This is a genomic window from Deltaproteobacteria bacterium, from assembly GCA_016874775.1.
Lineage (GTDB): Bacteria > Desulfobacterota > Binatia > Bin18 > Bin18 > VGTJ01.
On the sequence record VGTJ01000013.1, the window covers coordinates 15658 to 29353 of the forward strand.

Annotated in this window: 14 protein-coding genes and 1 pseudogene; 7 read left to right on the forward strand and 8 right to left on the reverse strand. The window is 54.5% G+C overall.

Annotated elements, in window-relative coordinates; translation table 11 throughout:
* Window positions 1-24 precede the first annotated feature (24 nt).
* From FJ147_03635 to FJ147_03645, 3 genes are all read right to left on the reverse strand, one after another.
* Complete coding sequence (locus FJ147_03635; GenBank protein ID MBM4254970.1) at window positions 25-915, reverse strand: hypothetical protein; 891 nt, start codon at window positions 913-915, stop codon at window positions 25-27.
* A 177-nt stretch (window positions 916-1092) separates the two neighbouring features.
* Window positions 1093-1917 carry a DJ-1/PfpI family protein gene (locus FJ147_03640; GenBank protein ID MBM4254971.1) on the reverse strand — a complete coding sequence of 275 codons (825 nt, stop codon included), beginning with the start codon at window positions 1915-1917 and terminating at the stop codon, window positions 1093-1095.
* A 48-nt stretch (window positions 1918-1965) separates the two neighbouring features.
* The gene (locus tag FJ147_03645; GenBank protein ID MBM4254972.1) at window positions 1966-2631 is read right to left on the reverse strand and encodes an EthD family reductase; all 666 of its coding nucleotides are present in this window, start codon (window positions 2629-2631) and stop codon (window positions 1966-1968) included.
* 138 nt (window positions 2632-2769) lie between these two features.
* On the opposite strand from FJ147_03645, the gene FJ147_03650 reads away from it, so the two are divergent.
* Window positions 2770-3312 carry a methylated-DNA--[protein]-cysteine S-methyltransferase gene (locus tag FJ147_03650; protein ID MBM4254973.1) on the forward strand — a complete coding sequence of 181 codons (543 nt, stop codon included), beginning with the start codon at window positions 2770-2772 and terminating at the stop codon, window positions 3310-3312.
* 16 nt (window positions 3313-3328) lie between these two features.
* On the opposite strand, the gene FJ147_03655 is transcribed toward FJ147_03650, so the two are convergent.
* Together FJ147_03655 and FJ147_03660 are read right to left on the reverse strand one after the other, a co-directional pair.
* The gene (locus FJ147_03655; protein ID MBM4254974.1) at window positions 3329-4210 is read right to left on the reverse strand and encodes an alpha/beta hydrolase; all 882 of its coding nucleotides are present in this window, start codon (window positions 4208-4210) and stop codon (window positions 3329-3331) included.
* 79 nt (window positions 4211-4289) lie between these two features.
* Window positions 4290-4757, reverse strand: coding sequence for a hypothetical protein (locus FJ147_03660; protein MBM4254975.1), 468 nt, complete (start codon window positions 4755-4757; stop codon window positions 4290-4292).
* Window positions 4758-4759: 2 nt separating this feature from the next.
* Between FJ147_03660 and FJ147_03665 the strand changes: the two genes are divergently transcribed.
* The 3 genes and pseudogenes from FJ147_03665 to FJ147_03675 all read left to right on the forward strand — a co-directional run bounded on the left by FJ147_03665 (window position 4760) and on the right by FJ147_03675 (window position 7224).
* The gene (locus tag FJ147_03665) at window positions 4760-5146 is read left to right on the forward strand and encodes an NAD(P)H-dependent oxidoreductase (GenBank protein ID MBM4254976.1); all 387 of its coding nucleotides are present in this window, start codon (window positions 4760-4762) and stop codon (window positions 5144-5146) included.
* A gap of 166 nt (window positions 5147-5312) precedes the next feature.
* Window positions 5313-5711: pseudogene (locus FJ147_03670) on the forward strand (RidA family protein).
* Window positions 5712-6075: 364 nt separating this feature from the next.
* Window positions 6076-7224: an ATP-binding protein gene (locus tag FJ147_03675; GenBank protein ID MBM4254977.1), complete on the forward strand. Its 1149-nt coding sequence runs from the start codon at window positions 6076-6078 to the stop codon at window positions 7222-7224.
* Between the two features lie 552 nt (window positions 7225-7776).
* On the opposite strand, the gene FJ147_03680 is transcribed toward FJ147_03675, so the two are convergent.
* Window positions 7777-8460 carry a hypothetical protein gene (locus FJ147_03680; GenBank protein MBM4254978.1) on the reverse strand — a complete coding sequence of 228 codons (684 nt, stop codon included), beginning with the start codon at window positions 8458-8460 and terminating at the stop codon, window positions 7777-7779.
* Between the two features lie 22 nt (window positions 8461-8482).
* Window positions 8483-8875, reverse strand: a complete 393-nt coding sequence (locus FJ147_03685; protein MBM4254979.1) for a nuclear transport factor 2 family protein — start codon at window positions 8873-8875, stop codon at window positions 8483-8485.
* Window positions 8876-9286: 411 nt separating this feature from the next.
* Between FJ147_03685 and FJ147_03690 the strand changes: the two genes are divergently transcribed.
* Both FJ147_03690 and FJ147_03695 read left to right on the forward strand, forming a co-directional pair.
* Window positions 9287-9772, forward strand: coding sequence for a transposase (locus FJ147_03690; GenBank protein ID MBM4254980.1), 486 nt, complete (start codon window positions 9287-9289; stop codon window positions 9770-9772).
* Entirely contained in the window at window positions 9721-10164 is a 444-nt protein-coding gene (locus tag FJ147_03695) for a transposase (protein ID MBM4254981.1), read from the forward strand. The genes FJ147_03690 and FJ147_03695 overlap by 52 nt, the downstream gene beginning before the upstream one ends.
* 31 nt (window positions 10165-10195) lie before the next feature.
* Here the strand turns inward: FJ147_03695 and FJ147_03700 are convergent, their stop codons facing one another.
* Window positions 10196-12223 (reverse strand): dehydrogenase, encoded by a 2028-nt coding sequence (locus FJ147_03700; protein ID MBM4254982.1) that lies wholly within the window; start codon window positions 12221-12223, stop codon window positions 10196-10198.
* Window positions 12224-12692: 469 nt separating this feature from the next.
* On the opposite strand from FJ147_03700, the gene FJ147_03705 reads away from it, so the two are divergent.
* Window positions 12693-13676 carry an LLM class flavin-dependent oxidoreductase gene (locus tag FJ147_03705; GenBank protein ID MBM4254983.1) on the forward strand — a complete coding sequence of 328 codons (984 nt, stop codon included), beginning with the start codon at window positions 12693-12695 and terminating at the stop codon, window positions 13674-13676.
* The last annotated feature ends 20 nt before the right edge of the window (window positions 13677-13696 follow it).

Here is a 13696-nt window from a genome sequence, read left to right on the forward strand (position 1 = left end):
TGAAATTCTTACTGCTCGTCTGTATCAAATCGTCGGAACAGGCTCTACGAGTTCTGGATCAACAAATCCCACTCCCCAGGTATTGATGCCAACCGTACCCCGCTGTCTTTTGATATTACGCCAATGCCCCCCAGTAAAAACGAGCTGAACACCTCGTCTCTGGTCCCCAATTGTAAAGCACGGAGGAACAGGTTCAGGGAGGTCCGCTGCAGACACGTAGTAATCTGGCTGGTCACGACGCACGGCATCACCGATAGGATTGAGCCACTCTGGGAGGCCACCCACAAGCGGGTAATACGGCTGAATGGTCGCGCCGCATGCGTCGCATGCATCTCGATCTGGGTTACTGCCGCGTAATGCGACGGTATAAACGAGATAAGCGGAGTGAATGAGTTCGAACATTTCTTTTGTGATCTTCGTTGGATTGCGCACCTTAACCTTACGCCAGCGGAACAGTCGATGTTCTTGCGTAGTCAAGAGAGAGAGAAAGTCTTTTGAGAATACGTGAAATGTTGGTCCACGAGACATATCAAGTTGTGCTAAAGCACCATCACAACGCCGGGAAACAGCACTAGAGTAAGTCACCTCCATGACCCGTTTTGTCCGCTGACCCCGAGGAGTCAAGCATTCCGAACAACACCCTTCGCTAAACAGAGATGGGAGGTTTTGCACGGTTACTCCACCAACTGGAGACAAGAGCGTGAATACAGAAAGGAGACGAGCCTTGCCTGGTGGTGGTTGATACGGTGGGCGGCCTGCGGCTGCCTTGGCGCTCAGGCGGCGTCCAATGTCCACCAGATCATCAAGCATCTTCACAATTGGTTCCGATGCAGGTAACGGTGGGTTCAGTTGCGGATCGTGCGTTTGCGGCTTCCTCGCATTGGCAGAGTTTTTCGCGGGGCGTTGTTTTTTCATTTTAGGCTACTTCTTGATTGAGGTACCGCGAAATTCCATGCGTGACGCTTTTCGCCCTGACCGTAGTCAAGGAGGTCTCACCCTTCAGTAAGGGCCCATACAATTATGCATTTGAAATGCATAATTGTATGGGTGGGTCATAGCGATGTTGCACTTGCTTGACGGAACCCGCCTACGTTAAATCTTCAGCCGTTTCTGCGCGACCAATGCTGCTTGCCGTGCGGCTTCGACAGCCGGGGCGCGGCGTTCGCGCACTTTGCTTGTCAGTTCTCCTCCCGCACCGTCCGGGCTTCCGGCCTGGAATGGCGGCTGGGGGTCATATTCGAGCATCAACTGCAACATCTTGGCATATTCTTCATTGCGTAGACGCGCCGCGACTTGTAAACCGAAGTCGATTCCGGCGGTAACCCCACCAGCAGTGATACGATTGCGATCGGTGACGACCCGTTGCGCGACTGGCTCAGCCCCGAATAACGGTAACAGGTCACGGACGGTCCAATGAGATGTAGCCCGATAGCCGCGCAGCAAGCCTGCAGCCCCTAGTAGCAGCGACCCGGTGCACACGCTGGTGACATATTTTGCGCGTTGCCCACGATCGGCGAGAAAGTCGATGACCTCAGCGTCATTCATAATCGCCGTGCCCCCTTCGAGTCCGCCTGGGACGAAGAGGATGTCGAGATCCTTGGGACATTCACTAAACGTTGTCGTTGGTTGGATGGGGATGCCAGTTGCCGCGACAATTGTCTCACGATTTTTCCACACCAGATGGACATTGACATTGCCCAGCAGCGCAAACACTGCCTGCGGTCCAAACAGATCAAGCGGAATAAACGCCGGATGAATGACCATTGCTACCTGTGTTACTGGCCCTGCAGGTGTAGCGCCGCGATTGGCATCTGCCTTATCAGCGGCATGGGCGTCCGTTCCGTCCAATGACTTCTTCGCCAGGAGCGAACCAGCCAGGGTCATACTGGCAGTCTTGTTGAATTGTCGTCGGTTCATAACGAACTCCTTCGCGCAAGTTGTGACCAGAGCCTTTACACACGTAAACTATATCACTCGATGTTCCTGAGCGACAAAGCTGCGCGCAATGGGTAGATCAAGAAACTTTTCGCCGTCTGGCCATGCGCCATCTTTAAACTCTTTGGAATCAAGCAGCCGTTGCATGGCTGTCGTGTCATCAACCCACAATTGCGCCACTCCATCCCATTTCGGTTCCGCATGGCTATACGCTGCGTCTACGAGGTGGCTTTGCACGTAACGACGAAGGCCAGGGAGTTTTTTTACAATCGGTCCATGTACCTCGATCCAGTATTTGCGCGCATCTGCAAGGGACCAGCCTGGTTTCCGCTTGAGTTGAAAGATCAACTTCACTGGTTGTGGTGCTGGCGTACCGTCGAGAATCACGTGGTCGTTGGTAATCATCCATTCAACCCGGTTCATATCAATGAAGTTTAGCTCGTCAGAGAGTGCGCCCTGCAGGTATTCCGAACTGGTTCGTAGCGCAGCGAGAGCGGCGCTATCTTCCAGCCACGCTTCGGCTACCCCGTCGTACGTCGAGTTCATACCGGTGAAGGGAATCCGATGGCTTTGGACATAGCCACGGAGTTGACGAATTTGCTTGGCGATCGGGCCATGTACCTCCCGCCAGTAGCGGTGAAACTCTGCGTCCGTCGTCGATGGTTTGCGTGTGATGAAATACAGCGAATGCAACATTCGTTATTCTCCTCTTTTGCTCCCAGGTACTCTACACATTTCTCAGCGGCTGGCTATACGGGGCTTTTCACATTTCTTTGCGTGTGGTGTCTTCTCTACAGACAGAGTCGAATAGACAGATCCTACGAGAATATAACGATGAAACTCTTTCTTGATAGATTTGATTCCCCGCTCGGACAGATTCTTCTGCTCTCTGATGGGGAGCATCTGTGTGCACTTGACTATGCTGACTACGAAGACCGTATGCGGACCTTGTTGAAGCGGCATTATGCAGATTGCCAATTGCGCGAGTTAATTGACCCACAAGGATTCAGCAGCCTTATCCGTGCGTACCTAGCAGGAGACATTGCGTGTATCAACAGTATCCCTGTCGATCCTGGAGGTACGCCGTTTCAGCAGCGGGTATGGACAGCCTTGCGGGCGATTCCTCCGGGAATGTCGCTCACATACGGTGAGCTGGCGTCGCAATTAGGAAAACCGACCGCCTACCGCGCAGTCGGTATGACCAATGCGTTGAATCCCATTGCGATTGTCATTCCCTGTCATCGACTCGTGGGCGCCACTGGTGCCTTGACCGGCTATGCTGGTGGCCTGGAGCGGAAACGTTGGCTTCTGCAGCACGAAGGGGTGCAGGTTGTGAACTTTACCGTTTTTGTTCCTCCTCCGCGAGTGACTTCGTAAATCGATACCCCAGACCTCAAGCGGTGGCGCTTTGAAGAAACGCTCTCAGCTCCGCTAGCGTCTCCTCAGGCGCCTCTTCGGCGAGGAAGTGACCACACGGAAGTGGCTTGCCACTGACATGGTTGGCCCGTTCCCGCCATACGGCGATAACATCGTGCGTGCGATGCATCACGCCTTTTTCACCCCACAAGGCCAGGACGGGACAGGTCACTCTTTTATCCATATCTGCCTCGTCGTGGACCAGATCGATCGACGCGGCAGCGCGATAATCTTCACAGGTAGCATGGATCGTGGCTGGATCGCGAAAGCAACGCAGATACTCCGCAAAAGCTTCTGGGGTAGTCGCATGTGGCTTGAGTCGACCAATGCCGAGCAAGGAGTTGAGGTAAAACTCTGCACTATTGCCAATCAACGTTTCCGGCATGGGAGCAGGCTGGATCAGAAAGAACCAGTGATAATAGGCGGTGGCAAAGGCTTTGTTGACGTTACTGTACAATTTGTGAGTCGGCGCGATGTCGAGAATCGCGAGTTTCGTGACCCGCTCGGGATGGTCGAGCGCCATACGATGTGCGACGCGACCACCGCGGTCGTGCCCGACAACGGCAAATTGCTTGAAGCCCAATTGCTCCATCACTTCAACTTGATCTTGCGCGGTCGCGCGTTTTGAGTAACCGAAATGATCTTGTCCGTCTGGCGGTTTGCTGCTGTCGCCATAGCCACGCAGGTCAGGAAGCACCAGAGAGAAATCTTTCGCTAATCGGGGTGCGATCTTGTGCCACATCACGTGGGTTTGTGGATAGCCGTGCAGCAGAAGGACCGGAGTGCCGTTGCCGCCTTTCAACACGTTGATGGTTGCACCACTGGCTGTGATCTGGATACGCTCGAATCCTTCGAACATAGTTGTTGCCCCTCGCTTTCGTCCCGGTTCATAGCGCGGTCTCGGCGACAAGACCACAGGGGATGGGACAGAGAGTGCCTTATGACAAAATATACGGCGGAGACAGCGGCGGTAGACCCAACAACATACGCCCGGCGGATTCGTACTGCGGCGCGGCAGTGACAAAGTGTTGGGTGACGGCATGCACGTCGCGTAGCGCACGCTGCAAACGGTTACTGCGATAGTTGGCGCCAGCGCCTGAGATGGTATAGATGATGTCAACCGCTTTCGCGGCGCTATGTGACGCGTTGGTAGAGGCTAACAACATGTTGGCGCGCTTCTCGAACTGATCTGTTTCCCCAGCCAAAATTGCCGTGCTGAGTTGCTGTAACGCCTCCCGTAACCACGCGCGCGCTGCCCGGATCAGTGCAACAGCTTCAGCCAGCCGCACCTGAAACAGGGACCGGTCGCGTAGCGGTACGGGGTTACCAATCGACGACTTGTTGTTGGCCAGTTCGATACAGAGGTCGACCGCACCCTGGGCGATTCCTAAGGCGATAAAGCCAATCTGTGTCTCAGGTCGTGAAAGACTTCGGCGCTCGAATTGGTGCCGCCGATGGGTTGATTATCTCAACCCCAGAGTATGCGCATGGCATGCCGGGCGTACTCAAGAATGCGCTCGATTGGCTGGTTGGCGGGTTTGACTTTATCAACAAACCCATTGCGCTGTTTAATAGTTCGCCGCGCTCGACCTATACCATTGCGTCCTTGACCGAAGTAGTCACCATCATGTCTGGACGCATTGTCCCCGAAGCATGTCTGACCATACCACTCCGTGAGTTACACCTTGATGAGGGCGGTATTGTGACCCGTGCGGACATCCGGTTGACGATACAACAGGCGCTGAGGGCTTTCGCTGAGGCGATCCGGCGAGAGCGAGAACAAGCGTCGGAGTGAGTCCCTTCATCTCCCCTTTCTTCAGTGGATTCCCGCGAGCATGTGAACCTTGCTACTCAAGCCTCGCTCCTGAGTCAACCGAAGCTCCGGAACGCCCACCGTGATGGATACGCTCCTTGCTGTTCTGTATAACCTGGCGAGTGTACCTTCAAACCGAGGAGGCATGATGGCAAAAAAACTCATCAATCCACAGCAACTCTATGATGGCTCGGCAGTCGGCCTGTCACAAGCAGTGGTGGACACTGATACGGGATTGGTTTTTGTCTCAGGTCAAGTTGATTGAAACCTGCAACACGAGGTCACCGAGACCACGATTGCGGGTCAGCTCAAGAACGCGCTGACGAATCTCAGCATCGCGCTCCAAGAGAGTGGTTCTTCTGTCGCCAACTTGCTCCACGTTCGCGTGTACATACGTGGGGAACTCGAGGATCACATGGAAGCAGTCGCGCCCATTATATCGGAGTTCTTGGGGACTTCTCGTCCTGCTGTCACGGGGATCGGTGTGGCCTCACTAGTTTCAAAGAAGCTTCTTGTCGAAGTGGAAGCGGTTGCGAGAGTGCATTGATAATGTCAAGTCAGGCAAAATTTCTCCTTTAGCAAAAGGTCACTAACTGTAAGTATCCAATTTCACTCGCGTCATGCGTTCGTGGTACGCGCTAAATGAGTTGTGGATGTGCGCCGTTCATACTTCGATCCTTCGACTAGGCTCAGGACTTCAGCACGAACGGGGACACTATCACGACGCAATCCCGCACCCCCTGAGCTTGCCGAAGGGTCGAAGGGTGGTCTGTGCTTCAGGTGGCTTAACCACGTGAGAATCGTAGGAATAGTACACAGTCATGGTTCGGTTGGGTGTCTTCCCTATCTTCGCTTTTAATGAAATTTCATCACCGGGTTGCAAAATTTCATGAAATTTTTACTATTAACGCATGTATTCGCGAATTTTGGACGTGCGAACGCTGCTGGCGCACAAGTCGCTCTTCCTCTTCGGGCCACGGCAAACAGGGAAGAGTACGCTGCTGCAACACTTTTTTCCCCAGGCAAAGTTCTACGATCTCCTTGAAGCAAACACCTTTCGTGAGTTAACCGCGCAGCCGGAACTCATTCGCCAACGCCTCCAGCCTCAGGACGCGGTCATCGTTATTGATGAAGTCCAGAAATTACCCTCCTTGCTCGATGAAGTGCACCTGTTGATTGAACGCCACAAAGCCCTACGGTTTGTCCTGACAGGCAGCAGCGTGCGGAAGCTCAAGCGTGGGGGAGCGAACTTGTTGGCCGGGCGGGCATGGACCTGCCATCTTTTTCCTCTTGCCTCACCTGAAGTGAATTTTCAGCAGTTGGAGAAGCGGCTCAACATCGGAAGCTTGCCCGCCATTCTCGATGCACCGTATCCGCTCGAAGACCTCAAAGCGTATGTTGGCACCTACCTCAAGGAAGAAATCCAGGCAGAAGGACTCACTCGTTCTATCGAACACTTCTCACGGTTTCTTCCGGTCGTGGGCCTCATGAATGGGGAGCAAGTCAATTTCACAGCTATCGCCAGTGACGCCGGAGTCCCGCCCCGAGTTGTGCGAGAATACTACGAGATTCTTGAGGACACGCGCCTCGGTTTTCTGCTCCCTCCCTTTCAACAGACGAAGAAACGCAAAGCGGTGGCCACTGCCAAGTTCTACCTCTTTGATATTGGGGTTGCGAATGTGCTGGCGCGGCGTGGAACTATCGAGCCTGGGTCTGACCTATTTGGCCGCGCCCTGGAGCATCTGCTCTTTCTTGAGTTGCAAGCGTTTCTTGGCTACCAGCGGCGAGACGAGGAACTGACCTTCTGGCGGAGTCTGTCACAGATGGAAGTGGATTTTGTCGTCGGCGACCGTGTCGCGATTGAGGTCAAGGGCAAAGGGAGAATCTCGCGCCGTGACTACAAGGGGTTGCTCGCTTTGGCGGAGGAAATCCCACTGACGCGGAAGATGGTCGTTTCACTGGAGAGCGAAAAGCGACTCACCGACGACGGCATCGAAGTGTATCCAGTCCAACAATTCTTGCGCGAACTGTGGGCGGGTGAGATCATCACAACCCGATAGCAACAGTGACGCTGCCGTTTGCCGTTTCATGCTCTCCCTCCAGCCTCTGGGTGAAGGCGGCATTGGTATCAGCATCGAAACCAAAAAACAGCCCACAACAATGACAAAGCCGTACGATTGCATGTCACGCAGGTTCGTTGCACCATCGCATACAGTTACTCATTTTCTTCTTTGACTAAATCAAACCATGAAAGATTCATATACTCGCGTCGTCACCCTGAGTGAACCGAAGCCTGTCCTGAGCCTGACGAAGGGGGCCTCTCAGAGAGATTCTTCGCGGAGTTTATCCTGAGCGAAGTCGAAGGGCTCAGAGTGACACGGCTCGAAGTCTGTAGTGTAAAATGTACGAATGTTCTCGGGTCTGATTTAAGTGGCTGACTGCACTGCCGACGGAGCAAATTGTACTGCGTTGATCGACGGCTCTGCCAAGCTCAACAGCGCAACGGTGTCAAAGTAGGCCTGGCCGAAGATTACGCGGCCAGCAAGGAATTCGAAGCGATCGACGAGATTGAGTTGTAATGGTTTGCCGACGAACGTGCCGCGTGCTTGCCACTACACGTAGAGAAGGTGCTGATCTCCAGCCCAGGCAAGTTGCTCTAAACGCAAATCAGGAATCGATGACAACAGGAAGGTGTAGTAGCCAGGGATTTCCGCTCGTCGCAGCGGACGATAGTTGTCTGGATTCAACATCCGTCCTTGTGAGTGATAGAACTCGGCAAACCGTCGTGGCTGTGGTGCTTGCCAGAGCTGCGCATACTGTGTGAGAAACTCTTCCGGCGTGAAGCGTGGCGCTCCTGTCTCCGTCGTGCTCTGACGTTCGAGTTCTTGATCCACGACCGGTTCGTACACTGGTAGTGATGGAAGAGAAGGGGAAACGCGCGCCAGCAACGGTGCACGGTCGTAGTAGCGACGTCCACGAATCACCCGATCGCCACGCAGCGTGACACAATATACGGCGTCCCAGAGGGTTTTGCGCCCGGCAATCGTCGCCGCATTTTGCGCATCGACGAAGACGGTCCCTTTGCGTTCACGCCAGCGATGTACGGTGATATGCAAGTCTGGCATCAGCTTCAGTATGCCGCCCATGTGCATTGCAACTTCCGTCGCCTTCAGCGGGCGTTCCATACCGGAGTCGAACACTGTTCCCTCTGGATCGAACAGTATCGCGTAGTTCTCGGGACTCGGCCGCGCTCCGAAAGCTTGAAATTTCTCAATCCATTGCGTGACATTGGACATGATTGTGTCTCCCCTCGATCAGTTAGTGTTGCGGCAACGGAGAGAAGTGAGCACTGACGATCTTCCATTGCCCGCCCTTTTTAACATACACGTAGGTTGTGCGATTGGCTTGCACCTGTGGCGTGCCACCTCCTTTGGGCATGAGGGTGAGGATGTCATAAGCATTCACAATGCCCGTGTTGTCATTAAACGCACGATATGAGGGTTGATGAAACACGATATTGGCGGTTTCCGCGCCTGCCATCAGCCCTTGCAGATAGGCAAGAAAACTCGCTTTGCTGTCAAAGCGATAGGGTGCATGATCGAAGACTTCTAGATCTTCATCTAATGCAGTAATGAATGGGACCGGATCTCCTTTGTTGAAGGCGGCCATCAACTGCTCAGTTAACTGTTGGATTTCCTCTCGTGCTGCCATAGTAGAATGTCTCCTCTCTAATTGTGATGCGACTGTTCGGCTTTTCTGGACGACACCGCGATGTGTCGTGTCATATGGAGCACGTTACGTGCCAGTACGACCGTTGTTGTTTCACGAGGGAAAACTGGCAAGATGGCGCGAGTGGATGTTGCATCAGTACAACGTGTGTAGCAGCGCTGCAACAAGTGCCGACTGAGGAAGAGAAGTGGTGCTTATCTCGAATCAGTATGCGCACTCGTTGCTACCAAAGGAGAATTCTAGTGGTAGATCAACAAAAGTCTGGTCCTATGCCAGAGCCCGGGCAGGCGTGGCATATTCCGGACATGGTCAAACGTAGGTGACTATCACGAAGTGAGCCTGAAGCTATCTCAAAACTCGCAAAACTTGCAGTTTTCGCAGTAAAATGGCGGGATGAAGCCTGCACGTACACGCCCTTACTCACGAAAAGCCTCCTCGCTTGATGTTCCTTCTCTCACACGAAAGCGGTATCGGTCTGATGTCACTGATGTCCAATGGGACTATCTGTCTGCCTTGTTGCCGAAAGGCGCGCGAACCGGACGGCCTCGCGCCAACGAACGGGAAATTCTCAATGGCATCTTGTACGTGCTCAAAACCGGCTGTCAGTGGGAAGACCTGCCCCACGACATTGCCGCTTCGCCGAAAACCTGCCACCGGCGGTTGCTCGAATACCAACGCCGCCGCGTGTGGCAAAAGATCGTTCACCTCTTGCTTCAAGAAGCCGACCGGCGAGGCTATTTGAATTTCACCAATGCTGATCATGATGCCCGTGTGATCAAGTCAAAAAAAGGGCTGCGGCTCAAGTCGGCTACTCCGGCAAACACCACATTCGCGGCCTCAAGCGCCACCTCCTCATCGAGGCGCATGGGCATCCGCTGAACTTCACCGTCACCAAAGCTAACTGGCATGATCAACGCTCTATCCTGACCACCCTCGATGGCGTTCGTATCGGCACGCGCAAACGGAAACCCAAGCGCCTCGGGTTGGACAAAGGCTATGATAGTGAACCGTTCCGCCGTGCGCTCCGCGCTCGGCGGATTATTCCCATTGCGCCGTATCGCAAAAATCACATCGCCATTCCGCTGGGGCGACCGCCAAAAGATCGTCATCACAAACGGTATTGTCGGCAACGGTGGAAAGTCGAACGCTCCTTTGCTTGGCTCAATAATGCACGTCGCCTGGATCGCTTTCTGGAACGGGATCAGAAAACCTACCGTGCGTTCATGCGAGTTTTCTTCATTCGGTACTACTTGAACCTGCTATTTTCCTGACTTAAATGAGTTTTGAGATAGCTTCCCTCTCTTATGGCACAGCCGTGATCGTTACCTCGATGCTGTGGACGGCGGTGCTGTCTCCCATGTCCGCTTTCCGACCAGGATTGAGCACGTTGACATTGCTCTGTGCCCCCTCACGCTGCGGCCAACGCCCCTTGTGCGTCAACGCCACTCCGCACGGAATCTCGGTGGATAACGTGGCTTGCATACACAACTGGCCAGTGTCATTGGCAAGCACGACGGCAGTACCGTCAGTGATTCCCCGTTCGGCAGCGTCTTGTGGATGAAGGGCCACCGTTGCCGGACCGATTCGCGCTGCGATCTTCTCGACGTTAACAAAACTATCATTCACGAGCCACGCAGATGCGGGCGACAAAAGGCGAAGCCGTCCGGTGCTGGGTCGTGGATCAGCGCTAGGTTGCGGCACGCGTGGATGGCCATCATCTGCCGCACGCGCAGAGGCGAGCTCAATGCGGCCACTGGGCGTCGGAAATGCCAAATCCGCGAACTGGAGTACCGGCTCTGACGAAATAAAGGCCGTGCCTTTCTCTGCCAGTGAGGTAAAGGTTTCGCCAATGTCCATGCGCTCAAGCAAGGTGGCGATGACCTGCGCATCGCTTTCAAATAATTTTGGCTCGGTGTAGCCCATGGCCCGCGACAGACGTCGACAGATCTCCATGTTGGGCAGTGCTTCTCCAGGTGGGTCACTGACTTTCACTTGCGCTGACACAGTGAGGTTGAAATACGCGGTCACGATGTCGTCAAACTCCAAAAAGCTGGCGGCAGGCAGGACAATATCGGCAAAGCGGGTCGTATCAGTGGCAAAGAGGTCCGCTACCACGGTGAAGAGATCCTCGCGGCGCAGCGCGGCATGCAAACGTGCTTGTTGCGGATTGGAAGCGGCTGGGTTTATGTTCCAGCAGAGCAAGGCTTGGGAACGGCTTGGATCAGCTAAGTACTCGACTACATCCATGTGACTCACTGGTGGTGCTATAGCGGTCGCCAATTGTGGCGCTACCAGATACTCCAGATCAACCTTCCGTTCGCCAGGACCATTGAGGTACAGGAACCCGGTACCAGGTTTGCCAATGTTGCCAGTGACAGCGGGTAACAGGCCGCACGCGCGCATGACATTGCCACCCTGCGGTTGGCGTTGCAGTGCTTGTCCAAGCCATAAGAGAGAAGGGCCGCTGCCATACAGACGCGCGGCTTCCTCAATCAGGTGCGCGGGAACGTTAGTGACCGCTTCTCCCCAGCTTGGCGTACAGTCACGCACCAGTGGTTCAACTTCGTTCCACCCCACTGTGTGTGACGCGATAAAATCGCGGTCAATCCGGTCCTCACGCCACAGGACATGCAACAAGGCAAAGGCGAGCGCGGCGTCACTGCCGGGGAAGGGTTGCAGATGGAGATCGGCTGCCTGCGCGGTCGGTGTGCGAACCGGATCTATGACAATTACCTTAGCTGGTGACTCGCGCAGCCAGTGCTCATGGGCATGTGGAGCCGAAGCAGAGGGATTGGCACCCCACACCACGATACACGCAGCATCGCGGGCGGTGCGCGGATCAAACCCAAGCGTGGGGGTGCCATACATATACGAGAGTGCGACTTGTCCAGCTTTATTGCAAATCGTATCAGGGTCTACTTCCGTTGCCCCGAGACGAAAGAAAAAGCGTAAGGGGAAGAGAAATGCGAGCAGCGAGATGGTGCCTGAGTAATGTGCATTGAGGATCGTGTGCGCTCCGTTGGTTGTGACAATGTGTGTGAGTCGCTCGGCAATCGTCGTCAGAGCTGTCTCCCACGACACGGGTGTAAACTTGCCTTCGCCTTTAGGTCCGATGCGCCGGAGCGGTCGTGTAAGCCGCACCTGCGGATCACGCCATTCACGGTTGTAAGCGATGGAACATTTAGCGCAGAGTTTACCGCGACTCACTGGATGTTCGCTGTCGCCGCGAACGTATGCAATCTGGTCGTTCTCCTTCACGACAACGATGCCACACGTGTCGTAGCAATCACGGGGACAGGTGGTACGAATATGTTCTCTCTTGGTTGTCATTGCCTGCTCCTCGGACACGTTACACTGCGGCCACACGTGACTCCTTTTCGTACGATTCCTCCACTCTGCGTTATGCAGCTATCTATTTGGCCGCACGAGGTCAAGCGAGGCACTGGCAAATCAAGGTGCTGGTTTATCGTCAGCGGTGTCTACCGCTCTTCAGTCTGCTCAACAAACCGCGTAAGAGACCGGACAAGAAACAGGAGAGGACATGAAGATCACTCGTCGCAAAGTGTTACAGAACATGGCGTCCGCATCGACCGGCCTGATGCTGGCCCAGCTGTTGGGAGGGGAGCAGCAGTATGCTGTAGTTCAGGCCTCACAACCAGAGCAGAAAAAGCGAAAATTCCGCGTTGGTGTCCAGATGTAGCCCCAACACACTGACTGGGCCACCTATGCCGCCGGTGTGCAACGGTTAGATGTCTCATATAAGCATTTCTCGAAACTGTAGTGATCAAAGGAGGATCGTATGCAAACCCCAGGGTTATTAGTTTCAGGCGGAGGTGTATCAAAAGCGACCGTCGAACACGCAGTTGGGTACGCGAAAGCGGCTGAACAGCGTGGATTTCATAGTTGTTTGGTGACTGAAGTCGCTTCGGATGCGTTGTCGCTTGCGCAACATGTGGCCACCGCAACCTCGCGCATTCAGGTTGGCACCGGCATTTTTAACATCTTCTTGCGCCCACCGTTGCTGGCGGCGTTGCAGGCGCTCACGATCAACGCCATCGCACCGGGCCGTTTGTTTCTCGGTCTCGGCACCAGCCACGGTCCGCTGAACCAAGCGTATGGATTACCGATGGACAAACCGCTTACTGCGCTGCGTATGTACGTGCATACGTTGAACAGCGTCTTTCGTGGCGAGCACGAAGGCTTAACGCAGTTGGCAGCGAGAGGCATGGCGATTGGCAAACCAGAAACGAAGATCCCTATTGCTCTTGCCGGTGTATCACCCAAGAGTCTGCAACTGACGGGTGAAGTGGCAGACGTCAGCATTCCGACGCCGTTTGGCGCGACCATGCTCAAAGAAGTCGTCGACGCCATCGCCGCTGGCGCCAAGAGAGCGGGACGCTCAACGAAGGATATTCCCATCAACCCGATTGTTCACACCTTGGTGTGCAATGATCGTGACGCGGCCATCCGCTCTGCCAAACAGCACCTGTCGTTCTATGCGAGTTTACCGTTCTACAATCGCGTATTTGCTCGACATGGAATGCAAAGTGAAGCAGAACAGGTTCTGGCCGCAGCGATGAAGGGTGACATGGCTGGCGCGGCAGCATCTGTCTCCGAGCGGCTGATTGATACCGCAGCAGTCGTGGGTACGGCACAAGAATGCGCCAAGAAGGTCGAGGCCATCGAGAAGGCCGGAGCCTCACGCGTCATTCTCTATCCGATGGCAATGGATGGCGATTACGATCGCGGGGTGAAGTCCGTATTGGATGCGTTCGGAAGATAGTCGTCTCAGCAGATGGAGCG